At 71.4% G+C, this 22,624-nt stretch carries 27 protein-coding genes; 14 read left to right on the top strand and 13 right to left on the bottom strand.

Features of this window, described 5'->3' with window-relative positions; genetic code table 11:
• Window positions 1–87: 87 nt before the first annotated feature.
• Window positions 88–363: a DUF6343 family protein gene (locus tag ACFY1E_RS35140; protein ID WP_389083335.1), complete on the bottom strand. Its 276-nt coding sequence runs from the start codon at window positions 361–363 to the stop codon at window positions 88–90.
• A 69-nt stretch (window positions 364–432) separates the two neighbouring features.
• On the opposite strand from ACFY1E_RS35140, the gene ACFY1E_RS35135 reads away from it, so the two are divergent.
• Both ACFY1E_RS35135 and ACFY1E_RS35130 read left to right on the top strand, forming a co-directional pair.
• Window positions 433–1,332, top strand: a complete 900-nt coding sequence (locus ACFY1E_RS35135) for an acyltransferase domain-containing protein (protein ID WP_389083332.1) — start codon at window positions 433–435, stop codon at window positions 1,330–1,332.
• A gap of 99 nt (window positions 1,333–1,431) precedes the next feature.
• A complete protein-coding gene (locus ACFY1E_RS35130; RefSeq protein ID WP_389083330.1) occupies window positions 1,432–1,878 on the top strand; it encodes a DoxX family protein in 447 nt (148 codons plus the stop codon).
• A 52-nt stretch (window positions 1,879–1,930) separates the two neighbouring features.
• On the opposite strand, the gene ACFY1E_RS35125 is transcribed toward ACFY1E_RS35130, so the two are convergent.
• From ACFY1E_RS35125 to ACFY1E_RS35115, 3 genes are all read right to left on the bottom strand, one after another.
• Window positions 1,931–2,467 carry an RNA-binding S4 domain-containing protein gene (locus ACFY1E_RS35125; RefSeq protein WP_389083328.1) on the bottom strand — a complete coding sequence of 179 codons (537 nt, stop codon included), beginning with the start codon at window positions 2,465–2,467 and terminating at the stop codon, window positions 1,931–1,933.
• A gap of 76 nt (window positions 2,468–2,543) precedes the next feature.
• Window positions 2,544–2,975 (bottom strand): SRPBCC family protein, encoded by a 432-nt coding sequence (locus ACFY1E_RS35120; protein ID WP_389083325.1) that lies wholly within the window; start codon window positions 2,973–2,975, stop codon window positions 2,544–2,546.
• A 39-nt stretch (window positions 2,976–3,014) separates the two neighbouring features.
• A complete protein-coding gene (locus ACFY1E_RS35115; RefSeq protein ID WP_115908771.1) occupies window positions 3,015–3,248 on the bottom strand; it encodes a hypothetical protein in 234 nt (77 codons plus the stop codon).
• Between the two features lie 74 nt (window positions 3,249–3,322).
• On the opposite strand from ACFY1E_RS35115, the gene ACFY1E_RS35110 reads away from it, so the two are divergent.
• The gene (locus ACFY1E_RS35110; protein WP_389083322.1) at window positions 3,323–4,015 is read left to right on the top strand and encodes a uracil-DNA glycosylase; all 693 of its coding nucleotides are present in this window, start codon (window positions 3,323–3,325) and stop codon (window positions 4,013–4,015) included.
• A gap of 37 nt (window positions 4,016–4,052) precedes the next feature.
• Window positions 4,053–5,054, top strand: coding sequence for a prolyl aminopeptidase (gene pip, locus ACFY1E_RS35105; RefSeq protein WP_389083320.1), 1,002 nt, complete (start codon window positions 4,053–4,055; stop codon window positions 5,052–5,054).
• Here pip and ACFY1E_RS35100 read toward each other — a convergent pair.
• Together ACFY1E_RS35100 and ACFY1E_RS35095 are read right to left on the bottom strand one after the other, a co-directional pair.
• Complete coding sequence (locus tag ACFY1E_RS35100) at window positions 5,008–5,700, bottom strand: hypothetical protein (protein ID WP_389083318.1); 693 nt, start codon at window positions 5,698–5,700, stop codon at window positions 5,008–5,010. The genes pip and ACFY1E_RS35100 overlap by 47 nt on opposite strands.
• Window positions 5,701–5,820: 120 nt before the next feature.
• A complete protein-coding gene (locus ACFY1E_RS35095) occupies window positions 5,821–6,492 on the bottom strand; it encodes a GntR family transcriptional regulator (protein ID WP_389083315.1) in 672 nt (223 codons plus the stop codon).
• A gap of 149 nt (window positions 6,493–6,641) precedes the next feature.
• On the opposite strand from ACFY1E_RS35095, the gene ACFY1E_RS35090 reads away from it, so the two are divergent.
• Genes ACFY1E_RS35090 through ACFY1E_RS35080 form a run of 3 tightly spaced genes read left to right on the top strand, consistent with a single transcriptional unit; the run spans window position 6,642 to window position 9,830 of the window.
• The gene (locus ACFY1E_RS35090) at window positions 6,642–8,105 is read left to right on the top strand and encodes an NCS1 family nucleobase:cation symporter-1 (protein ID WP_389083313.1); all 1,464 of its coding nucleotides are present in this window, start codon (window positions 6,642–6,644) and stop codon (window positions 8,103–8,105) included.
• A gap of 5 nt (window positions 8,106–8,110) precedes the next feature.
• Window positions 8,111–8,872 carry an aspartate/glutamate racemase family protein gene (locus tag ACFY1E_RS35085; protein WP_389083310.1) on the top strand — a complete coding sequence of 254 codons (762 nt, stop codon included), beginning with the start codon at window positions 8,111–8,113 and terminating at the stop codon, window positions 8,870–8,872.
• Complete coding sequence (locus tag ACFY1E_RS35080) at window positions 8,859–9,830, top strand: MBL fold metallo-hydrolase (RefSeq protein ID WP_389083307.1); 972 nt, start codon at window positions 8,859–8,861, stop codon at window positions 9,828–9,830. Before ACFY1E_RS35085 ends, ACFY1E_RS35080 begins: the two co-directional genes overlap by 14 nt.
• 22 nt (window positions 9,831–9,852) lie before the next feature.
• Here ACFY1E_RS35080 and ACFY1E_RS35075 read toward each other — a convergent pair whose 3' ends face one another.
• From ACFY1E_RS35075 to ACFY1E_RS35050, 6 genes are all read right to left on the bottom strand, one after another.
• Entirely contained in the window at window positions 9,853–10,323 is a 471-nt protein-coding gene (locus ACFY1E_RS35075; RefSeq protein WP_389083305.1) for a GNAT family N-acetyltransferase, read from the bottom strand.
• Window positions 10,324–10,334: 11 nt separating this feature from the next.
• Window positions 10,335–10,934 (bottom strand): gamma carbonic anhydrase family protein, encoded by a 600-nt coding sequence (locus ACFY1E_RS35070; protein WP_389083302.1) that lies wholly within the window; start codon window positions 10,932–10,934, stop codon window positions 10,335–10,337.
• An 8-nt stretch (window positions 10,935–10,942) separates the two neighbouring features.
• On the bottom strand, window positions 10,943–11,359 hold the full coding sequence (locus tag ACFY1E_RS35065; protein ID WP_389083300.1) for a RidA family protein: 417 nt from the start codon (window positions 11,357–11,359) through the stop codon (window positions 10,943–10,945).
• Between the two features lie 98 nt (window positions 11,360–11,457).
• Entirely contained in the window at window positions 11,458–11,682 is a 225-nt protein-coding gene (infA, locus tag ACFY1E_RS35060; RefSeq protein WP_389083298.1) for a translation initiation factor IF-1, read from the bottom strand.
• Window positions 11,679–12,470: a GNAT family N-acetyltransferase gene (locus tag ACFY1E_RS35055; RefSeq protein ID WP_389083296.1), complete on the bottom strand. Its 792-nt coding sequence runs from the start codon at window positions 12,468–12,470 to the stop codon at window positions 11,679–11,681. Before ACFY1E_RS35055 ends, infA begins: the two co-directional genes overlap by 4 nt.
• A gap of 174 nt (window positions 12,471–12,644) precedes the next feature.
• Entirely contained in the window at window positions 12,645–13,304 is a 660-nt protein-coding gene (locus ACFY1E_RS35050; RefSeq protein WP_389083294.1) for a class I SAM-dependent methyltransferase, read from the bottom strand.
• Window positions 13,305–13,417: 113 nt separating this feature from the next.
• Here ACFY1E_RS35050 and ACFY1E_RS35045 point away from each other — a divergent pair, with 113 nt between their 5' ends.
• From ACFY1E_RS35045 to ACFY1E_RS35030, 4 genes are all read left to right on the top strand, one after another.
• Entirely contained in the window at window positions 13,418–14,206 is a 789-nt protein-coding gene (locus ACFY1E_RS35045; protein WP_389083291.1) for a nucleotidyltransferase domain-containing protein, read from the top strand.
• A gap of 42 nt (window positions 14,207–14,248) precedes the next feature.
• Window positions 14,249–14,980 (top strand): hypothetical protein, encoded by a 732-nt coding sequence (locus ACFY1E_RS35040; protein ID WP_389083289.1) that lies wholly within the window; start codon window positions 14,249–14,251, stop codon window positions 14,978–14,980.
• A 579-nt stretch (window positions 14,981–15,559) separates the two neighbouring features.
• Complete coding sequence (locus ACFY1E_RS35035; protein WP_389083286.1) at window positions 15,560–17,461, top strand: FUSC family protein; 1,902 nt, start codon at window positions 15,560–15,562, stop codon at window positions 17,459–17,461.
• Window positions 17,462–17,562: 101 nt separating this feature from the next.
• Entirely contained in the window at window positions 17,563–18,546 is a 984-nt protein-coding gene (locus ACFY1E_RS35030; protein ID WP_389083284.1) for a hypothetical protein, read from the top strand.
• Between the two features lie 45 nt (window positions 18,547–18,591).
• Here ACFY1E_RS35030 and ACFY1E_RS35025 read toward each other — a convergent pair whose 3' ends face one another.
• On the bottom strand, window positions 18,592–19,545 hold the full coding sequence (locus ACFY1E_RS35025) for an endonuclease/exonuclease/phosphatase family protein (RefSeq protein ID WP_389083281.1): 954 nt from the start codon (window positions 19,543–19,545) through the stop codon (window positions 18,592–18,594).
• Between the two features lie 137 nt (window positions 19,546–19,682).
• Here ACFY1E_RS35025 and ACFY1E_RS35020 point away from each other — a divergent pair, with 137 nt between their 5' ends.
• The 3 genes from ACFY1E_RS35020 (at window position 19,683) to ACFY1E_RS35010 (ending at window position 22,606) form a co-directional block, all read left to right on the top strand.
• Entirely contained in the window at window positions 19,683–21,035 is a 1,353-nt protein-coding gene (locus tag ACFY1E_RS35020) for an amidohydrolase (protein ID WP_389083278.1), read from the top strand.
• A 125-nt stretch (window positions 21,036–21,160) separates the two neighbouring features.
• Window positions 21,161–21,382 carry a hypothetical protein gene (locus ACFY1E_RS35015; RefSeq protein WP_389083276.1) on the top strand — a complete coding sequence of 74 codons (222 nt, stop codon included), beginning with the start codon at window positions 21,161–21,163 and terminating at the stop codon, window positions 21,380–21,382.
• 24 nt (window positions 21,383–21,406) lie between these two features.
• The gene (locus ACFY1E_RS35010; RefSeq protein WP_389083273.1) at window positions 21,407–22,606 is read left to right on the top strand and encodes a cytochrome P450; all 1,200 of its coding nucleotides are present in this window, start codon (window positions 21,407–21,409) and stop codon (window positions 22,604–22,606) included.
• Window positions 22,607–22,624: the final 18 nt, after the last annotated feature.

Below are 22,624 nucleotides of genomic sequence, written 5' to 3'. Positions count from 1 at the left end.
AAGACGGCAATCTCCACTACGCCCGGAGGTCCCTCCATGATCAACAACCGGTAGCGGGCGTGTCACCAACCTCCCGGCCGAGTACAGCTAGCGCAGCCGGCTCTCCGGTGGCCGGTACGGGGGTATGTCGCGGCCCGGCTGGTAGTGCGGGCCCTCGCGCATGTGTTTGAGGATGACGGTCATGTCGACCGTGACCACCAGCCACAGCACACCGCACGCAGCGGCCCATCCGGGGCGCCCCACCAGGGCGAACGCGGTCGTGCCGAAGATCGCCCAGACCAGCCCCCACACGCTCAGCCAGAACCGCGCCCGCAGTGCACTGCGCGCGGTCGTAGGCTCACTGCCCGTACGCATCGGGATCATCGCTCCTGTTTGCAACGTACTCTTCGGGACGGACGTTCACCAAGGGGAACGGGACTAGGGGGTCGCCGCGTGCTGCCGGATGCCGATGAGCTCGCCGAGGTGCTGCTGGACCTCGCCGTACCGCACGAGGACATCAACCAGCTCGTACGGATGGGCCGACGGGTGACGGACGACCCGGAGCTGCTGCGCGCCCTGGAGGCGTCGGTGGAGGAACTCGTCCGGGGGATGGGGGAGGTCGGCACCGCCGTCGACCTGCCCCAGCTGGACTGGGCGTCGGGGCCGCTGCAGCGCTGCTTCCCGGTGTACGTGTTCGTGGCCGCGCTGCCGTACACGCGTGGTTATCACCGTGCGCGCGGCGTCCCGGACGACGTCTCCCGGCGCACCCTCGCCGACCTCGGACGGAACATGGCCGTGCACCGCAGGCGGCACCGCCGCGCGGGTGTGCAGGCTCCGTGGTGGCTCACCCACCACTTCCGGGGCGAGCTCTACCAGCTCGGCCGGCTGCAGTTCGAGCGGGCGCGGCACGGGCAGCGCACCTCGCGGGTGCTCGCGGCGGCCGGCCTGGACGTGGCGGCGGGCACGCCCTGTCTGAACGTCCACATCCCCGACTACCTCGGCCCGCTGTCACCGGCGGCCTGCGAGCGCTCGCTGGCGCTGGCCACGGAGTTCTTCGCGCGGCACTACCCCGAGGAGAAGTACCGGGCCGCGCTGTGCCACTCCTGGCTGCTGGATCCGCAGTTGAAGGAGTATCTGCCGGCCGACTCCAACATCGTGCGGTTCCAGGACCGCTTCCGGGTCGCCCGCGAGGACCGGGAGCCGGCCGACAAGGAACCGGTCCAGTTCGTCTTCGGCGACCCGGAGCTGCCCGTCGAGAGCCTGCCCCGGCGTACGGCGGTGGAGCGGGCGGTCGGCGACCACCTGAGGGCGGGCCGCCACTGGTACATCGGGCACGGCTGGTTCCCGTTGTAGGGAATTCCACGAAAGTCCGCTCGACGGCGATGAGTTCCCGAGCGGCGGCCGGTCTACCCCTGTGACAGCACGACGAACCGCTCACCACAGGAGAACCCCATGTCCGAGACCACCGCCCGCGTCGCTTCCGTCCCCGTCGTCGCCGAGTCCGCGACCGCCCGCGGCCGCCGCGCCAGGATCGCCCTGCGCACCCTGCAGGTGCTGCTCGCCCTGTTCTACGGCATCGCGAGCGCCCTGCCCAAGCTGATCGGGAACCACTACGCCGTGGACGCCTTCGCGAAGATCGGCTGGGGCAGCACGGGCATGTACACCATCGGCGCCCTCGAACTGGCCGGTGCGGTGGCCCTGTTGATCCCGGTGCTGCAGTCGGTCGCGGCGATCGCGCTGAGCGGGCTCATGGTGGGCGCGTTCGTCGTCCAGACCACCGTGTTCGACGGCCAGAACGCGGCGACCCCGCTGATCCTGATCGTGCCGCTGGCCCTCATCGCCTGGGCCCGGCGGGGATCCACCGGGGAACTGCTGAAGCTGGTCCGACGACGGGCGTGAGCCCCGAAGACGCAGGTGGCGTCCGGCCAGGGCCGGACGCCACCTCCGTATGTCACCGTCCGCTCGCCCTCGGCTTGCTGCCCTCCATGAGCCCCCGCAGGCGCTCCATGTCGCGGCGGTCCCGTTTGGTCGGGCGGCCCGTGCCGCGGTCGCGGATGCCGGCCGGGGCGGCGAAGGGCTGGCGGGGCGGAGGTGGCGGGGAGTTGTCGACGTAGCACTGCGCAGCCACGGGGGCGCCCACCCGCTTGCGGATCAGCCGCTTGACGACGACGATCCGCTCCCAGCCCTCCTGCCGTACGCGCACCTCGTCGCCGACCCGCACGGTGTGCGCGGGCTTCACACGCACCCCGTTCACCTGCACATGCCCGCCCTTGCAGGCGGCCGCGCCGACCGAGCGGGTCTTGGCCAGACGTACGGCCCAGATCCAGCTGTCGATCCGCACGCTCACGCCGTCCGCCGGACCCGCGGCCTCTGCGGCGGCGATGGCGGCCGCGATCTTGGGGTCGACCGCCTCGGGGCCTGCTGTCTCGGGCGCGGCCTGATCGGCGGGGCCGGGCCCGCCCCTCTCCTCGTCAGCTTCGGAAGCCATGCTCCCGACCTTAGCTCTCCGAGGCGGGTGATCCGACCGGCACCGCGGAGGAACCGCGCCCGGCGGCATCCGCGGCTCAGCGCCCGCGTTCCACGTACTTCTTGAAGTGCTGCAGATCGGTGCGGACGATCCGTTCGATCGTGCTCGCCTGGGCGAAGCCCCGCGGGCCGCCGAAGGCCGCCCTGAGGGCGTCGGGGTCGTACTCGAGGCGGGCCTGGACCCGGGTGTGGTTCCGGTCGATCGGCTGCAGGGAGAAGGAGCCCGTCAGCTCGGGGGTGCCCATGGTGTGCCACTCCATGACGCGTTCCCCGTAGCGGTCGGAGAGCTCGGCGTCGACCTCCCGGCCCCGGCCGCCGGCCTCGACGTCCAGATGCGCCCGCCCTTCCGGCTCCGTGTGGGCGCCGCGCACTCCCTCCACGAAGCGTGAGTAGTTCTCCACCCGGTGGAGGCTGTCCCAGGCCTGGTCGATCGGAACTCCGACATCGACGTGTTCTTCGAGGGTGCTCATGGCCCACCTCCAGGTTCGGCTCATGGCGCGTGCCGGCGGCTACGTCGTGCCGTTCCACACGTACGGCCCGCCGCCACGCCATTCGATCAGCTCGGGGTCGTCGACGGCCCGGTCCTCGTCGGCGGGCAGGCCCGCACCGTGCAGGAAGTCCAGCACGTCGAAGAGGGTGTAGGCGGTGCCGACGCGCTTGCCGCGGATCGTCACGCGCCGTCCGCCGTCCGCCTGTGGCGCAAGCACGACGACAGGGGGGACGACAGGGGGTTGCACGTCCATGACTCCAGCATGGGCCGGGATCGGCCGACCCGCCGCTCGACGCCCGCCCATCCGGTGGTCATACCGTGGGGGGCATGGACAGCCTGGCCGAGCTCGACACCCGTGTCGCGGGCTGCTCCGCGTGCCCTCGGCTCGTGGAGTGGCGGGAGGAGGTCGGGCGGACGAAGCGCGCGGCCTTCCAGGACTGGACGTACTGGGCGCGCCCGGTGCCCGGCTTCGGTCCCGCCGACGCCTCGCTCCTGATCATCGGCCTGGCGCCGGCCGCCCACGGCGGCAACCGCACCGGCCGCATGTTCACCGGCGACCGCTCCGGGGACGTGCTGTACCGGGCCATGTACGACGTCGGCCTCGCCTCGCAGCCCACGTCGGTGGCCGCTGACGACGGCCTGGAACTGCACGGCGTCCGGGTCACCGCGCCCGTGCACTGCGCCCCGCCCGAGAACAAGCCCACCCCCGGGGAGCGCGACACCTGCCGTCCCTGGCTGGTGCAGGAGCTCACGCTGCTGCGGCCGACCCTGCGTGCGGTCCTCGTGCTCGGCGCCTTCGGCTGGCAGGCGGCGCTGCCCGCGTTCACCGAGGCGGGCTGGACGGTACCCCGGCCACGGCCCGTCTTCGCCCATGGCGCACGCGTGCCGCTCGACGGCCTGGACCTCTACGGCTGCTTCCACGTCAGCCAGCGCAACACCTTCACCGGCAGGCTCACCCCCGAGATGCTGCGGGACGTGCTGCGCAGGGCGGGACGGGCGGCGGGACTGCCCGTGAAATGAGGGGCGGGTACGGCCGTAGGAGCGTTACCGTGCCCGGATGCCCCTCTACCCGGACATCGAGCCCTACGACCACGGCATGCTCGACGTCGGCGACGGCAACCGCGTGTACTGGGAGACCAGCGGCAACCCGCACGGCAAGCCCGCTCTCGTGCTGCACGGCGGGCCGGGCTCCGGCTGCACCCCCTGGTCCCGGCGGCTTTTCGACCCGGCCGCCTACCGGATCGTGCTGCTCGACCAGCGCGGCTGCGGACGTTCGACGCCGCATGCGAGCGCGTACGACACCGACATGAGTGTCAACACGACGGCTCATCTCCTCGCCGACCTGGAGCTGCTCCGGACTCACCTGGGGATCGAGCGCTGGCTGGTGTGGGGCGCGTCATGGGGCTCGGTGCTCGGGCTGCGGTACGCGCAGACGCATCCGGCCGCGGTGTCCGAGCTGGTCCTGACCCTCGTCGCCACCGGCGCCGACGCGGAGCACGCGCTGCTGACCCGGGGACTCGGAAAGATCTTCCCGGAAGCCTTCGAGCGGTTCCTCGCCGAACTGCCCGCCGAGGACCGGGACGGCAATCTCGCCGCGGCGTACAACCGTCTCCTGGAGTCCCCCGACCTCGCCGTACGGGAGCGGGCGGCGCGCGCCTGGACCGACTGGGAGACGGCGACCATTCCCGCGCCGCCGCGCTCGGTGGAGCGCTTCGAGGACCCCGAGTTCCGGATGGGCTTCGCCCGGACGGTCACGCATTACTGGGGCCACGACTGCTTCTTCGGCGAGGGCAACGACGAAGGTGTGGTCCTGCGGGACGCGCCCCTGCTCAAGGACATTCCCGGCACCCTCGTCCAGGGCAGTCTCGACTTCGGCAACCTCCTCGGCACCGTCTGGCGGCTCCACCACGCCTGGCCGGGCAGCGAGTTGACCGTCGTCGACGAGGTCGGGCACGACACCCGGGCCTCGGGGGTCGCCGATGCGCTGGTGGCGGCGACGGACAAGTACGCGGTCAGCCGGAGGCGACCTGCGCGGCGAGCTTCTTCAGCTGGGCGCTGACGACCGCGTCCGGTACGACGGCCGCTTCCCTGCCCCGGCTCGACGTGCTGAACATGGCGACCGTCGCGCCCTGCCGGACGGCCACCAGCGCGTACGGCACCCGGACGGCGTCGTCGTATCCGGCTCCCGTCACCAGCTGTGTCAGCCGCAGGGACACGGACTCGTCGCCGTAGCCGGCCTCGGGCTGAAGCTTGACGTCTTCGTAGGCGAGGTCCGCGGTGACGTCCTTGAAGCTCCCGCACTTCGCGGCGGCCGTCCGCAGCCGGTCCATCACCTGCACCGCGTCCGCGACACGGTGCGACGAGAGGGTCAGCCGTGTCGGCAGGCCGGCCTTCTTCGAGTGGACGAACCGGCCGACCCGCGCGGTGGCGGTGAAACCGCTGCCTCCCCCCACCGCGTGCATCACGGGAGCGCACTCCTCGGGAACCGTCGCCTTGTGCGACGAGCCGACGGACGTGAACGAGCGCTCCACCGCGTAGCCGTCGAGGTCGGGCCCCTTGACCGCGGCCTGGTCCAGGGCCTTCGCGGTCAGCGTTCTGGCCTGCGCACCGGACGTCCCGGTCCTCGCCGTCCTGTCCGGCACGGCGCCTTTCTGCGAGTCCTCCCCGGATCCGCATGCGGCCAGCAGACCGAAGGTCATGAGCATGGCAATGGATATCCCGCCGAGTCCTGCCGCACGCGCCACTGTCGTCCCCCGCCCGATTGATCGTCGAGCAGCAGAGTAGAGCGTCCACGGTCGGATCGGGGCGGGAATTCCAGGGCGACGTCAGTCGGGCAGTTCGGCCTCGCCGAACAGATGCCGCACCGTGGAGCGGTAGTTGGTCCGCACATGGGCGAGGGCGTGGGTGCGGGCGCGGTCCGGGTCGCCGGAGGCGATCGCCTCGTACAACTCGCGGTGTTCCACCAGGAGTTGGGGCCACTCCTCGTTGCGCCGCGTCATCCACCGCAGTCGGCCGGCGACCGGCTCCAGGGCCTCGGTCAGCAGGCTGTTGCCGGCCATCGCCACGATGCGGTCGTGCAGACGGCTGTTGACGTCCGTGATCACTTCCGCGTCCCCCGCCTCGGTCGCGGCGGCCGCGAGGTCCAGCAGTTCCTCGACCTGGGCCAGGTCCTGCGGTGTCGCGCGGGCCGCGGCGAGCCCGGCGGCGTAGACCTCCAGGGCCTCGCGCAGTTCGAACAGCTCCCGCACGTCGCGCGGGGTGAGACGGCGTACGACCGTGCGCCGCGGCGTCTCGAAGTGCACGAACCCCTCGGCGACCAGCGCGCGGATCGCCTCGCGGACCGGCACCCGGGAGACCCCGAAGCGGTCGGCCAGCTCCCGCTCGACCAGCCGGTCACCAGGGCGGAGGCTGCCCGCGATGATCTCCTGCCGCAGGCTCGCCAGGACCCGCTCGCGGACCGCGCCCAGCGGTTCGATCTTCGTCGTCGTGGAGCTCATGGAGCCATCCTCTCCGACTCCGGGCCTGTTTTACCGAGCGTTAACAATGGCGACATCGGACGGAATGCTTGACGACGGGACCATGTCCGCAGTTTGGTATACCAAACGGCTGCCGTCTCCATCCTCCGCTCCCGTCCCATGGAGGCCCCGTGTCCCTGGCCGACCGCGCCGAAGCCACCGGCGCACCAGCGTTCGTCCCCGATCCCCGGCTCACCAACGAAGACCTCGCCCCCGCCGAGAAGCGGAACTGGAAGGTCTTCGACCTCTTCGCCATGTGGATGTCCGACGTCCACAACCTCGGCAACTACACCTTCGCCGCCGGACTGCTGGTCCTCGGAATGAACGTGTGGCAGGTCTTCACCTCGCTGCTCGTCGGCTTCGTCCTCATCTACATCGGCATGAACTGGATGGGGAGGATCGGCCAGCGTCACGGCGTGCCCTTCCCGGTCGTCAGCCGCATCAGCTTCGGCGTCTGGGGCGCCAACATCCCGGCCCTCATCCGGGCCGTGATCGCCATCATGTGGTACGGCATCCAGACCTACCTCGCCTCCGTCGCCGTCAACGTGATGCTGCTGGCCGCCTGGCCGGGCCTGGAGTCCTGGACGCACCACTCCTTCCTGGGGCTCAACGCGCTCGGCTGGGTGTCGTTCGTGTCGCTGTGGCTGATCCAGGCGCTGATCATCAGTCAGGGCATGGAGTCCGTGCGCAAGTTCCAGGACTTCTGCGGTCCTGCGATCTGGCTCGTCATGATCGCGCTGGCGGTCTGGGTCCTGTCGAAGGCGGACTGGAGCATCTCGCTCACCTCCACCCCGCACCCGGTGTCGACCGGGGAGCAGTGGCGGCAGTGGTTCGGCGCGATCGGCCTGATCCTCGCCACCTACGGCACGCTGATGCTCAACTTCTGCGACTTCTCCCGCTTCGCGCCCGACTACAAGACGGTCCGCCGCGGCAACTTCTGGGGCCTGCCCATCAACTCCACGGCCTTCGTGGTCGTGTCGGTGATCGTCACGGCCGGCTCGCTGAAGGTGTTCGGCCAGGCGATCACGGACCCGGCGGAGCTGGTGGCGAAGGTGGGCAACACCTGGGTGCTGGTCGTGGCCGCGTTCACCTTCGCCGTCGCCACCATGGGCGTCAACATCGTCGCCAACTTCGTCTCACCGGCGTACGACCTGGCCAACGTCTGGCCGCAGAAGATCACCTTCAAGGTCGGCGGCATGATCAGCACGGTGGCGGCCCTGGTCGTGACCCCGTGGAACCTGTTCTCCAACCCCACGGTCGTCAACTACTTCCTCGGCGGCCTCGGCGCCTTCCTCGGCCCGCTGTTCGGCGTGATCATGGTCGACTACTACCTCGTCAAGCGCGGCCGCATCGACGTGGACGAGCTCTTCGACGCCCGCCCCGGCTCCCGCTACTACTACCGCAAGGGCGTCAACCCCAAGGCCCTGTGGGCGTTCCTGCCCTCGGCGGCGGTCGCGGCGGTGCTCGCCCTGGTGAAGACCTTCAGCGACATCGCCCCGTACTCCTGGTTCATCGGCACGGCTCTGGGCGCCGGCCTGTACCTGGTGATCTGCCGGTCCGAGCGCGCCACCCGACCGACTCCCGTGGAGGTCTGACGAACGTGCGGATCGTCGTCACCAACTGCAACACCACGCAGGAGATGACCGAGGAGATCGTACGAGGTGCCCGGGCCGCCGCAGGCCCGGGCACCACCGTGCTCGGTCTGACCCCCGCGTGGGGCCCGGAGTCGGCGGAGGGCTGGCTCGACAGCTACCTCTCGGCCACGGCCGTCATCGACCTGCTGCGCACCTACGAGGGCCCGTCGTACGACGCCGTCGTGATGGCCGGCTTCGGGGAGCACGGCCGGGAAGGCGTACGGGAGTTGGTGGACGTACCGGTCGTCGACATCACGGAGGCCGCGGCCCATCTGGCCTGCCTGCTGGGGCGCCGGTACGGGGTCGTGACGACGCTGGAGCGGTCGTGCGGCCAGATCGAGGACAGCCTCGAACTGGCGGGGGTCGGGCGCAACTGCGCCGCCGTCGTCGGGACCGGCCTGGGAGTCCTCGACCTGGGCGACGCGGACCGCGCGGAGGCCGCCTTCCTCACGGCCGGCGAACGGGCACGGGAGGCCGGGGCCGAGGTCCTGGTGCTCGGGTGCGCCGGGATGACCGGACTGCAGCGGGTGGTGGGGGAGAAGCTCGGGCTGCCGGTGGTGGACGGGGTCGGGGCGGCCGTCAAACTGGCGGAGGCGCTGGTGGCGCTGGAGCTGACGACCAGCCGGTCGGGCAGTTATGCGAAGCCGGTGCCGAAGAGGCGAACGTGGGGGGCGCCCGCCGAACGCGCGGTCACGGTCCCCGACAATGAGCGCCATGAACCTTCCTGACGGACTCGTCCCGGTCGCCGACGGACTCCATCTGTGGTCCCCGGGCCACGCGGGCACCTGGGGCTTCGCGAACTGCCTGCTCATCACCTCCGGCGAGCAGGCGGCCCTGGTCGACACCCCCTACGACCGGCCGATGACCGAGGCCCTGCTCGCCGCGGCCCGCCCGGTCCTGCCCGCGGGCGCGGCCGCCGTGACGACGATCGTCAACACCCACGTCAACGGCGACCACACCTTCGGCAACGGCTGCTTCCCGGGCGCCGAGATCATCGCCACGAAGGCGAGCGCGGAACACCTCTGCCGCGAACCCTCCCCGCAGCAGATGCACTTCCTCACCCACCAGACACCCGCCGACCAGCCGCTGGGCTGGTACGCGCGCGAGCACTTCGGCCGCTATACGTACGAGGGTGCCGAGACCGTCCCGCCCACCACCACCTTCTCCGGCCGGTACGCCCTGACGGTGGGCGACATCGAGGCCGAACTGATCGAGGTGGGACCCGCGCACTCGGCCGGCGACCTCATAGTCCACCTGCCCGGGCAGCGGGTCGTGTGTGCGGGGGACGTCCTGTTCAACGAGGACCACCCCGTCCACTGGGACGGCCCGCTCGCCCGGGTCGCCGCGGCCTGCGAGACGATCCTGGCCCTGCATCCCGAGGTGGTGATTCCCGGCCACGGGCCCGTGATGAGCGCCGAGGACGTCCGCGGTCACGTCACCTACCTGCAGGAGCTGGAAGCCCTCGTCCACGCCCGCCACGCGGCCGGCGTCCCGGCGGGCGAGGCCGCCGCGGACATCCTCGCCGCCGGCTTCCACGACCACCTGGGCCTGCGCGAACGGATCGTGATCCTCACGGCGGTCGAGTACCGGCACCTCGACGGCGACACCGCAGAGGTGGACGTGGTCGGCCTCGCGGCGCAGGCGGCGGCCTGGGCGTACCGGGACCACGGCCCTGGGAAGCCCTGAACACCGAGGCGTTCAGGGGCGTTCAGGGGCGCCACACGTACTGCACGTCCGGCTCCTGCTCCTCGTTCCCGCTGCCGTCCGTGTACTCGACGGCGACGAAGCCGTGCCGCTCGTAGAACCGGTGGGCCGGCTTGTTGACCTGGAAGGTCCACAGGCTGAGCCCGCCGGGACTGCGCTCCTTGGCGAGCGCCACGAAACGGTCACCGATGCCGCGGCCCCGCCAGTCGGGACGCAGGTACAGCTGGGAGAGCTCGTCGTCGTGGAGCACCATCACGCCGACGATGCCGCCCTCCGCTCCGGCGTCCGCGACCCAGGTCTCGCGCAGGGGTACGACGACCTCCCGGAAATAGGTGCGCACCTCGTCGGCGGAGCGGGGGCTGACGACCGTGGGCAGGGCAGCGGCGAAGGAAGTCAGCCAGACGTCGGCCGCGGCGGCTGCATCCGGGCCCGAGGCGGCCCGGCGGAGAGTTGGGACAGTGGCTTCGGAAGGCAAGTGCGATCCCGTCAGTCGTTCAGGGTGAGGTCGTGGTGGTGGGCGCCGTAGTAGTCGACCTGGCGCGCCATGACGTCCCGCATGGAGGTGCCGCGCGGAACGCGGTAGAGGGTGCCGGGGAAGTCCAACTCCTGCTGCACAGCCCATAGTTCTTCGTGCTCACCGGGCGCGAAGAGCCGGGCGGTGGGCGTCCCGGCCGCGATCCAGCCGATGGGCAGGACGGTGCCGGGCGGCAGCACCGAGTTGACGTGCAGCACGCTGTTGATCCGCAGCTCGCAGCCGGCGCCCGCGACGGCCCCCGGGAAGACGGAGGCCCCCGTGGCGACGAACACCTCGTCCTCGATGGTCGCGCCGTTGACATGGGCGTGCGGTCCGACGAGCACGGCGTCACCGATGAAGGCGGGGTGCCCGGCCCGCCCGCGGACCAGCGCGCTCTCCATGACGACGACATCCGAGCCGACGCGGACCTCCCCGTCCTCGGCGGTGAGCACGGCGCCGTGCAGTACCCTGGCCCGCTCGCCGAGGGTCACGGCACCGCACAGGACGGCCGTCGGGGCGACGTACGCGGAATCGGGGACGACGGGACGCCGCCCGCGATGCTCGATCAACATGCGACCCCTTACGAAACGTGGGAGACCTCGGGAACTACGGCGGTGGCTGTAATCTCCACCAGTTGCCCCGTGTACCCCAGACACGCCACGCCGATCAGTGTCGACGAGTGCGGCCCGACACTGAGCCCGGACGCCTCGACGACGTCCCACACGGCGGAGAGCACGGCGGTCTCACCGCTGACGACGTACACGTCGGTGGCCACGACATGCGCCAAGTCGCTGCCGACCGCATGCAGTTGCTCCTCGAGATTCGCCAGCACCTGCTCGGCCTGCCGCACCGGGTCGTCCTCGCCGACCAGCTTTCCCCCGGCGTCGAGGGGAACGGAGCCGGCGAGGAAGGCGAGCTTGGTGCCGGCTTCGACGACGGAGGCGTGGGAGTAGCGGGGTGGCGGGAAGAGGGAAGGGACGGTGACTCGTCGGATCACGACGCGGCTCCTCGGCTGGGCGGCGGACAACTCACCGATGGTCCGGTCCGGCCGCCGGGAGCGCATCCGAATTTCCCTCCGTCCCGCCCGGGTGGCCGCTAGTTCCGGTACCGGAACACGATCCGGCCACGCGTCAGGTCGTACGGCGGCAGCTCAACCAGCACCCGGTCCTCCAGCATGATCTTGATGTAGTTCTTGCGGATCTTGCCGCTGATGTGCGCGAGGACCTGGTGGCCGTTGTCGAGCTCCACGGTGAACATGGCACTGCGCAGGCACTCGACGACCCTGCCCTCGACCTCGATGACGTTCTTGTTCCTGGTCATCGCACCAGCTCCAGATTGCTGCTCGCCGGCCGGGCGCCGATGCCCTCGAACAGTGCCGAGGCCGCCCGGTTGGACTCCTGGACCTCGGTCCAGGCCGTGGTGAACCCGGAGCGGTGCAGCGTCCCCAGCGCGTGGGCGAGCAGCGCCCGCGCGATGCCGCGGCGCTGTTCACCGGCCCGCACGGCGACGAGCCCGATGCGCGGCCGGATCACCGTCACCACCCGGATCAGCCCCAGGTAGCGGTCCGCCGCCGCGGCCACCGCGTACTTCGACGGGTCGACGACGGTGTCGTCAGCGAGGCGGCGAATGACCTCGGCGGGCATCGAATGCCACCCGACACTCGCCTCGACCTCGGCACGGATCGCGCGGTCCACCGCCCGCAGCAGGCCCTCGTCCGCCCGACCTGCGGGCACGATGGTCACGCCCTCGGGCGGCAGGACCGCTTCGAGCCCTGTGACCTGCGGGTCGGTCGGCACGGCGTACTCCCACTCGCGGCGCCGGATCGTGAAACCGGCCCGCCGCCAGCCGGCCGTCAGCTCGACGTCGGCTTCGTCGACCAGCGTGTACAGCGGCGCCGGAAGTTCCGCCAGCATCGCCTCGGCGAGCCGGTCGAAGGTGGCGTCGTGCCAGGCGTCGATGCTGACGAACAGGCGTCCGTCGGGCCGGTGCTCCGCATGCCCGCAGCCGACCACCAGGTCGTCGTCCAGTGCATGCCATTGCCGGTCCGCGACGCGCGTGATCAGCACCGCGTTCTCGCCCGGGCCGGATGTGAAAGGCTTTGTGTTCATCGGAGTCTCCCTCCAGGAGTGCCTCGATCTCAGGCGCTCCTGGCGACACCGAACGTCAGCCGCCGGACCGTGACGGGTTGAGGGAGCACCCACGGGTAACTGCGTTCACGGGGCTCACCTCCCTACGACGACTTCACGGTCCGTCAGGAACGTAGCAGCGGGGCTCGGCCTCGCTCAAACCATTTCCGAGCGCTCGCCACCGGGTTCCGTCTCCGGAACGTGCAGCACCGCCGTTCCCTTCCGGTGTGCGAGGCGTTCGAGGGTCCACGTGGGGTGCTGTTCGAGCCAGCGGGCGACCATGGCCTGCTCGTCGGCGCGATCGTGGTCGTCGAGGAGGACCACTGCTCCGGGGGTGAGGGAGTCGGCGAGCAGGGGTACGGCCGGATAGCGCGCGAGCGGTGCGGTCCATCCGGGCGGGCCGTCCACGAACAGCAGGCCGCAACCCCTCAGGTCGCGCCAGGCCGCTTCGGCGTACCAGGGCCAGGTCTCGCCCCGGATGGTGAACTGCTCCAGCGGAGCGAGCCGCACCTCGGCGAAGTCACCGAGACCCAGGCGGTCGAGCCCCTGCGCGGTCTGTTGCTGATAGCCGGGATCGTGTTCCAGGCTCACCACCCGGCCCGGTATGCCGAAGGTGCGCAGGGCCGTCGCCAGCCACAACGTCGAGGTGCCGCTGCCCAGTTCGACGACGAGTGCGGGGCGCCGCGACCGTATCTGCTCCACGAGGTACAGCAGCAGATCGGGGGCCGCGGCCCAGTTGTCACCCTGCGGGATGGGGGAGGAGGGCCGGAGAGCCTGCTCCAACTGCGCCAGTACTCGTCCGTCTTCGGTCTGCATGCTGTTCCCCTCGAGGGCGGTCGTCGGCGTACAGGGTGAGCGTGCCGCAGGCGCTGCGGCGGCTGCCCGCGCCGGTGAGGTGGTGTCGGTCACGCCCTGGCAGGATGGCCGGCATGGTGGAGCTGACCAGAGACGATCAGGGATTCCTCGACTCCGTCGCCGACCGCCTCGCAGCCCTTCCCACGGTCCTGGCCGTCGCCCTCGGCGGTTCCCGCGCACAGGGCACGCACCGGCCGGACAGCGACTGGGACCTGGCCGTCTACTACCGCGGGCCGTTCGACCCGGCCGATCTGCGCGCCCTCGGCTGGGAGGGCGAGGTCTCCGAGGTCGGCGGTTGGGGCGGCGGTGTCTTCAACGGAGGCGCCTGGCTGAGGATCGACGGCCGGCGCGTCGACGTCCACTACCGCGATCTCGACGTCGTCGAGCACGAGTTGGCGCAGGCGGAGGAAGGGCGGTTCCGGGTGGAGCCGTTGATGTTCCATCTCGCCGGGATTCCGAGCTATCTGGTCGTTGCCGAACTGGCGGTCAACCGGATGCTTCGGGGCGAGGCGCCCCGGCCGGCCGCGTATCCGCAGAAGCTGCGGGCCTCGGCAGCCGAGCGCTGGCGCGGCACCGCCCACGTCACGCTCGCCTACGCCAAGGCCAACCACGCCCCGCACGGCCGCCTCACCGAGGTCGCCGGAGCCGTCGCCACGGCTGCCGTGCAGGCCGGACATGCGGTGCTGGCGGCGCGGGGGGAGTGGGTGACGAATGAGAAGCGGTTGCTGGAGCGGGCCGGGTTGCGGGGGATCGACGCGGTATTCGACCAACTCGACCCGGATCCGAAGGCGTTGGTGCGGGTGATCGATGACGCGGAGGCGCTCTTCTCTTCTGCAATGCAACCCTTGATCGGCGGCGAATAAATCCTTCGAGATTGCGTAGTTGTCGCTGCTACCGTCCCGGACGTGGCGAAACTCAATCAGATCATCGCAGTGGAGAAGGGCATCAAGTCCAAGGCGCACCAGGACCTGACGGCCGCTCATCACGGGCTGCAGAAGCCCGCTTTGCTGGCCGGTATCTCCCGTACGTACCAGCCGAAGGACGAGGAGGGCGAGCAACTGCCTCCCGAGTCGACGCGGGTGCAGGTGCAGGCCGAGGACGTGCTGCGGGAGACCGCGGCGACCCTGACCCGGCTGTTCGACGTGACCGCCACGAAGGACTGGGCCAACTGCACCGCCCGTGCCGACGTGAAGGTGGACGGGCGGGTGCTGGTGGCCGACGTGCCCGTTTCCTATCTGCTCTTCCTCGAGAAGCAGCTCGTCGATCTCAACACCTTCGTGAGGAAGCTGCCGATTCTCGACGCCTCCGAGTCGTGGGTGCAGGACCCGTCCACGGACGCCTGGAAGACCGAGCCGGTACGGACGCTGCGCACCAAGAAGGTGCCGCGGAACCACGTCAAGGCCGAGGCGACCGAGAAGCACCCCGCTCAGGTCGAGGTCTACTACGAGGACATTCCCGTCGGGTACTGGACCACCGTGAAGTTCTCCGGTGCTCTTCCCGCCCGCCGCGTCAACGAACTCCTCGACCGCGTCGAGAAGTTGCAGCAGGCAGTGAAGTTCGCCCGCGAGGAGGCGAACGGCACCGATGTCGTCGACCAGCGGGTCGGTGACGCCGTGTTCGGCTACCTGTTCGGGTAGCCTTTGAGACTCCCCGGTCCTCTGCGGCCGGGGTGCGCGAAGAGCGCAAGCTGAAGCTGAAGCTTGTCGTGACTGCGCGGTTCCAGTGGAGGTTCGAGTCCTCCCCGCGGCATCAAGAGCAATCCGTGCCGCGGTAGCCCAATTGGCAGAGGCAGACCGCGATCAAACTCAGACTCTCGCTCCAGACTCAGCATTCGCCACCGATCGCCGGATCGACCGGGTTCAGGCCCCAGCGCGTCGAAATGCTGGTTCAAGTCCAGTCCGCACAGCTCGATGTGCGGTGGTCCAAAGGCAGGACGCGACGACATAACGACTGACCGGAACCCTCAAGCGTGCCGGCGTGTGAATATGGGTGGCATCCCAGGGCCCGGGGGCAGGCTACGCCCCCGGGTCCGCCTGCGTTCCTCAGGGAATTGCGTTCATAAAGAACGCACCCTCCCGGCCAACCGTCACACCCCGGAAACACAATCGTCCCGTTCGCTCCAGGAACGCGATCTACCGTGGGCACCACACCCCGCAACTCGGCCACCGTCGCCCGAAGGCACACCCCGCCCTCGTCCGTACAGGAGCCCAGCCCCCGTGTCCCGCCCCGCCGCCCGCACCGGCTCTGAAACCCGTCACCTCGCGCTGCCGCCCTGGCTCGCCCACGCCCTCCGCACCCAGCGAGGCCCCATCCCCTGGAGCGCCGTCGTGCGCGGTGCTCTTGCCGCCGGGCCGCTTCTCCTCGCCGCGGTGCTCATCGGTCGCACCTCCCTCGGTGTCGTCGCCGCCATCGCCGCCATGCTCGCCGGGATCAACGACCGGCCCGGCAGCCGTCGCGCCTCCGTCAAGCGGCTCGGGGTGCCCGCACTCGCGGGGGCCGGTGGGCTGCTCGTCGGGACGTATGCCGGGGCGCATGTCGGAGCGGTCGTGCTCACCCTCCTGCTCACCGGCATCGGGCTGCTGGCCGGAGGCATCAGCGCCATCGGGCCCGTCGCCTCAGGCGCCGGGACGCAGTTGCTCGTCGCCTCCGCCATCGGTGCCGGGATGCCGGTCCCGGAGGCGGGGTGGCTGCGGGCCCTGGCCTTTCTCGCGGGCGCCGGGTGGCTGCTCGCCCTGCGGCTGCTGCTCCCCACCCCCGGTGCCACCGCCGGTGACTTCCGGTTCGACGGGGAGCGGGATGCCGTGGCGGCCGTGTACGACGCCGTCGCCGATCTGCTCGAGGCGGCCGGGTCCGAGAACGGCATCGCGCGCCGGGCCGCGCTGACCGCGGCCCTCGACCATGCGCAGGACGCCCTCGCCGGCCCCCGGCTGCGGCGTTACGCCTCCTCCTCCGCGGAACGCCGGCTGCATGCGCAGTACGCCGCCGCCCTCCCGCTCGCCGAGGCCGCCACCGCGCTCGCCTGGGCCGGGGAGGCCGTCCCCGGACGGGCAGCCGAAGGGCCGCGGCGGCTCGCGGCCGCCGTACGGGAGAACACGCACACCGGGCCGCTGCCCGCACCCCACCGCTCGGCTCCCGCCCTGCGCGCCCTCGACGACGCGCTGCTGCATGCCGCCGACGCCTTCGACCAGGGGGAAGGGGGCGACCTGCACACCCGGCGGCGTAGCGCCAAGGACCTGTTCCGTCTCGCCTTCGGGGCCGGTGGCCGGGAGTACGGGCTGCGGGTCGCCCTGTGCTTCGGGGCCGGCGCGGCCGTGGCGCAGGCCCTGCACCACGCCCGCTGGTACGGGCAGCACGCGCACTGGTACTGGCTGCCCGCCACCGTCGTCTTCCTCGTCAAGCCCGACCTCGGGCCGCTCGTCTCGCGAGTGCTGTGCCGGGCGGCCGGGACGGTGCTCGGGGCTCTGGTCTTCGCCGGGTTCGCCGCCGTACTGCCCCGGCCCGAAGGGCTCATCGCGCTCGTCGCCGTCAGCGGGGCCCTCATCCCCGTCGCCACCCGGCACTTCGCCGCGCAGACCGCCGTGGTCACCGTGCTCGTGCTCGCCCTGGTGATGGTCGGCGGGGAGCCGCAGGCCTCCGTCAGCCGGATCGGTGAGACCCTGCTGGCCTGCGCGATCGTCCTCGTCGTCGGGCATCTGCCGATGCCGGGGCAGCGGGGCGGGACGGTGCGGGCCCGGCTCGTCGCGGCGGGCAGCGCCGCGCACGCCTACCTCGCCCACGTCCTGCGTGAGGCCCGCGACCCGATGGCCGGCCCCGACTCCCGGGCCACCCGCTGGACCCTCCGCCGCGAGGCCTACCGCACACTCGCCGAGGCCCACACCACCATCGCCCTCGCCGCCGCCGAACTCCCCGCACTCGCCCGGCACTCGGAGGGCGCCGACGAGGTCGTCGCCGTCCTCGAACGGCTCGTCGACACGACCACCGCCTGCGCCGTACAGCTCGACGACTCGGGACGGCTGTCCGCCCGCCAGCGGGAGCAACTGGCCGAGCTGCTCCGGAAGTTCGAGAAGGGACGCGAACGGACGGGACTGCGCCTGCCCGAGCTGCCCCTCGCCGTGTAGTACTCCACCGCCCGTGCACGGAAATTCGTACGACAGTTCCTGTCCCGCGACGCACACTGGTGCCTTCGTGTGCCTTCGTGTCCCAGTCCCAGGAGAGGTTCATGTCCCAGCAGAGGTTCCTGCACAGACTCCCGTACCTGGTCGGTGCCACCACGGCCGCCGTCGCCCTGACGGTGCTCGCCACCGCTCCCGCGTCCGCTGACGGACCGACCGTGTCCGGGCCCCGTATCGTCGCCCACTTCGACCTCGCCGCAGGGCAGACGCCGGAGAACATCGCCGTAGAACCCGACGGCTCCGCCGATCTGACCTTCGCCTCCGCCCGGCAGGTCGCCCATGTCACCCCGGGCGGGAACACCACGATCCGCGCGACCCTGCCCGACGAGCCGAACCCGAACACCCCCGTGCTGAAGGCCGCGACCGTCTTCGGCATCGCCCGCGCCCACGACGGCACGCTCTACGTCGACTACGCCACCGGCACCGACAAGACCGGCGTCTGGCGCATCGCGCCCGACGGCAGCGCACCCCGGCAGATCGCCCAGCTGCCGACGACCGCCCTGCCCAACGGCCTCGCCCTCGACGAGCGCCACGGCGTGCTCTACGCCGCCGACTCGGCCCAGGGCGTCGTGTGGCGGGTTCCGCAGGCCGGGGGCACGCCGACCGTGTGGGCCGAGGACACCGCCCTCGACCCGGTCCCGGTCACGGGCGCCGGCTTCGGTGCCAACGGCGTGAAGGTCCATGGCGGAGCCGTATGGGTGTCCAACAGCGACCGGGGGACACTGCTGCGCATTCCCGTACGGCCGAACGGCTCCGCGGGCGCGGTCGAGACCCGGGCGACCGGGCTCACCAACGTCGACGACTTCGCCTTCCCCGGACCGCACGAGGACACCGTTCTCGCCGCCCTGATCGGCGTCAGCGAGCTCGTCGAGGTACGCCCGGACGGCACCCACTCCGTCGTCCTCACCCAGGCGGACGGGCTGTCCAACCCCACCTCCGTGGCGGTGCGCGGCTGCACGCTCTACGTCAACAGCGCCGCGTACTTCACCGAGCAGGACCCGAACCTGCTCGTCGCCCACCTGGACCGCTGAGCCCGGCGGCGGGGCGTGCCACTCGGGTGCGCCCCGCCGAGCGGATCACTGCCCCACCCGCACCCACACCGGCGCATGGTCCGACCCCGGCTTTCCCTGCCGGTCCGCCGGATCCGGCCCCACCGACGGCAGCCGCAGCGTCCCGTCGCCCGGCAGGCCCGTCCCCGCCGCCGTCACCCGCAGGACCAGGCGGCGGCTGACCAGGATGTGGTCGATCAGTTCGCGGCGCCCGGAGTTGATGCGGGAGTAGCGCTGCTCGGCGGGGATCAGCGGGGCCACGTCCCACAGCCGCTGCGCATCGCCCTGGTCGGGATGGTCGTAGCCCGGTGTGCCGATCTCGGAGCCGGGCGGGCCGAGCAGGATCTGCGTGGTCGCGGCCTGCACCTCGTCGTTGAGGTCGCCCAGCACGGCGACGTCCCGCTCGCGCCCGTCCCCGGCCAGCAGGGTGTCGGCCAGCGCCCGCAGGGTCGCCGCCTCGGCGGCGCGCCGGTAGAGGGCGTAGGCGCCGTAGCGGGCCCGTTCGCCTTCGTCATGAGGGAAGAAACGGTTCCCCGGATAGCTGAGCAGCTTCGACTTGAGGTGCGCCACGGCCACCCGCAGCGGTCCGAAGTCCGTCGCGACCTCGACGGCCAGGAAGCCGCGCCCCGCCGCCGACACCTGCGCACCGGAGTCGTCCTCCTGCACGGGCCGCAGCTTCGCCGGGAACGCGTTCGTGTCGGCGACGACCTCCACCGCCGTACGGCTGAGGAAGCCGACCCGGATGCCCCGGCCGTCCGGATGCCCGGACAGCGCGACATGCCAGTCGCCGTCCAGCATGCCGACCAGGTCGTCCAGCGCCTCGGGCTCGCCGACCTCCTGCACGCCGAGCAGCGCCGGATCGAGCTCCGTGATCACGGCGGCGAGCGAGGCGAGCTTCGTCTCGTAGGCGGCCTTGTCCTTGGGCCCGAAGGGGCCGCCGGGCCGGTAGAGGTTCTCCAGGTTCCAGGTGCCGAGGAGCATGCCGGGCCCCTTCCAGAAGCCGTGCGGCGAGCTGTGGTGAGGACAGGGTCCCCGAGAGCGGCCGATTCCGCGACCGGACGGGACCGGATGCGTGGATCGGCTCACGCCGGGCGACGACGGCGTCGTACGTTGGCGGGATGACCGACTCTCCCGCCGATCTCGTCATCACCGGCTGCACGGTCCTCGTGCACGACGACCAGGAGCAGGTCGGGTTCGAGGAGGACGCGGCCGTCGTCGTACGGGACGGGGTCGTCGAGGCGGTGACGGCCGCCTCCGCGGTCGAGCACCTCGCCGCGGCCGAGCGCATCGACGGGCGCGGCCAGGTCGCCATGCCCGGCCTGATCAACTGCCACACGCACGCACCGATGGTCGCGCTGCGCGGCGCCGCCGAGGACCTGCCCACCGAGGAGTGGTTCAACGACGTCGTCTGGCCCGTCGAGTCCAACCTCACCGAAAGGGACGTGGGGTTGGGGGCGCGGCTCGCCTGCGCCGAGATGGTCCGGGGCGGGGTCACCTGCTTCGCCGACCACTACTTCGCCATGGACGCGGTCGCCGCCGTGGTCGAGGAGTGCGGGCTCCGGGCCCATCTGGGAGAGGCGTACTTCTCCTCCCAGGGCCCCCAAGGCCGGGAAAAGTCCCTGGAGTTCGCGCTACGGCACCGGGGTGGCGCCGGCGGCCGCATCACCACCGCGCTCGCCCCGCACGCGCCGTACACCGTCGACGAGGCCGACCTCACCGCCACCGCCGAACTCGCCCGCGCCCACGGCCTGCCGGTCCACATCCACGCCGCCGAGAACCGCGACCAGACCGACGTCAGCCTCGAACGCCACGGCGCCACCCCCATCGAGATCCTGCAGCGCACCGGCATCCTCGACACCGACGGCCTCATCGCCCACGGCACCGGCATCACCGAGCGCGACCTGCCCGTGCTCGAAGGCGCGGCAGGCCGCGTGGCCGTCGCCACCGCGCCCCGCGGCCACCTCAAGTTCGCCTGGCCCACCGCCACTCCGGTCCGCGCCCTGTACGACATCGGGGTCCCCGTCGGCCTCGCCACGGACGGCGCGGCCTCCAACAACTCCCTCGACGTGTGGGAGTCGATGGCGCTCACCGCCCTCATCCAGAAGCAAACCACCGGCGACCCACGCTGGCTGACAACCCGTCAGGCCTTCCATCACGCGACCCTGCAGAGCGCCCGGGCGGTCGGCCTCGGCCACACCCTCGGCACCCTCGCCCCCGGCCGGCGCGCGGACCTCGTCCTCGTCGACCTCACCGGCCCGCACACCCAGCCCGTCCACGACCTCGCCGCCACCCTCGTGCACAGCGCCCGCTCCTCGGACGTACGGACGGCCATCGTCGACGGACGGGTACTGATGCGCGACCGGGAGCTGCTCACCCTCGCTGTCCCGGCGGTCGCACGGGAGTTTGGGGAGCGGTTGCCCGCACTGCTCGACCGCGGCCATGGCCGCCGGATCCAGGATTACAAGACCTAGAAATCGGCCCAGGAGAAGCGTTTTGCCGCCAACCGCGGGTGATCGGGAAGTCACGCCAAGTGGTTTCACGCTACACAGGTAGGCCGGGACGTACGGGACGTGCTCGTCTGACGGGAGGCCGGCCGGTGGAGCTCACGATCGATGTGGCGGTGCTGCTCGCTGTCGTCATCTTCGTGCGAATAAGTCGCCGTGATGTGCAGGCCCGCAGCCGCTCCGACCAGTGGCTGACCGTCTTTCTCGCCCTCGCCTTCGGCGTGCTGATCGCCCCGACCACTTTTGGCCAGGGCGTCTTCCACTTCGTCGGTCAACTCGCCCAGGGGGTCACGCAGTCGGCCCCCAAGCCGTGAACCCCGCCGCCCTACGCTGATCCCATGGACCCCGCCGACGGCCTCCTCGACCACCCCTACGACGTCTACCGGCGGCTGCGCGAGACCGCGCCCGTGCACCGCATCGCTGGACCGGACGGCACCCCCGCCTGGCTCGTCACCCGTTACGACGACGTACGCGCCGCCCTTGCCGACCCGCGGCTCTCGCTCGACAAGCGGCACGCCACCGCCGGCACCTACAAGGGCCTCGCGCTGCCGCCGGCACTCGACGCCAACCTCCTCAACATGGACCCGCCCGACCACACCCGCGTGCGCCGCCTGGTCGGCCGCGCCTTCACCACGCGTCGCGTCGAGCAACTCCGTACGCCGATCCGCCGCACCGCCGACCGGCTCCTCGACGCGCTCGGCCCGCACGGCACCGCCGACCTGATCGCCGCCTACGCCGCGCCGCTGCCCATCACCGTCATCTGCGATCTGCTCGGCATCCCCGACGAGCACCGCTTCGACTTCCGGATCTGGACCGACACCCTCGTCGCCCCGGCCCCGGACGCAGGGCCCGAAGCCGCCAAGAAGGCGGTGGTGGCGATGCTCGGCTACTTGACCCGGCTCCTCGCGGACAAGCGCAGCGAGCCCGGCGACGACCTGCTCTCCGACCTGATCGCCGTGCGCGAGGAGGGCGACCGGCTCAGCGAGGACGAGCTGATGTCCCTCGCCTTCCTCATCCTCTTCGCCGGCTACGAGAACACCGTGCAGCTCATCGGCAACGCCGTCCTCGCTCTGCTGCAACACCCCGAGCAGCTGGCCGCCCTGCGCAGGGACCTGACCCGACTCCCCGCCGCGGTCCAGGAGTTTCTGCGCTACGAGGGCCCCGCGCTGCTCGCCGTCCGGCGCTTCCCCGTGGCGGGCATGCCCATCGGCGGGGTCACGATCCCCGCCGGCGAGACGGTCTGGGTCTCCCCGTCCGCCGCCGACCGCGACCCCGCCCGCTTCCCCGACCCCGACCGCCTCGACCTCACCCGCGACGCCTCCGGCCACCTCGCCCTGGGCCACGGCATCCACTACTGCCTGGGCGCCCCGCTCGCCCGCGCCGAAACCGAGATCGCCCTCGCCGCCCTCCTGGAACGCTTCCCGGACCTCACCCTTGCGGACGGCGACCTGCGCCGGCGCCGCTCCCTGCGCGCTCGCGGCCTGGTCGAACTCCCGGTGTCGTATACAAAGGGGCATCACGGCGAGTGCAAGAAGTGAAACAGGAAGTAGTCGAAA

The sequence above is a fragment of the Streptomyces sp. NPDC001604 genome (assembly GCF_042893475.1).
GTDB lineage: Bacteria > Actinomycetota > Actinomycetes > Streptomycetales > Streptomycetaceae > Streptomyces.
The sequence above is the reverse complement of the archived record's forward strand: the minus strand, read 5'-3'. Positions and strand labels throughout refer to the sequence as shown.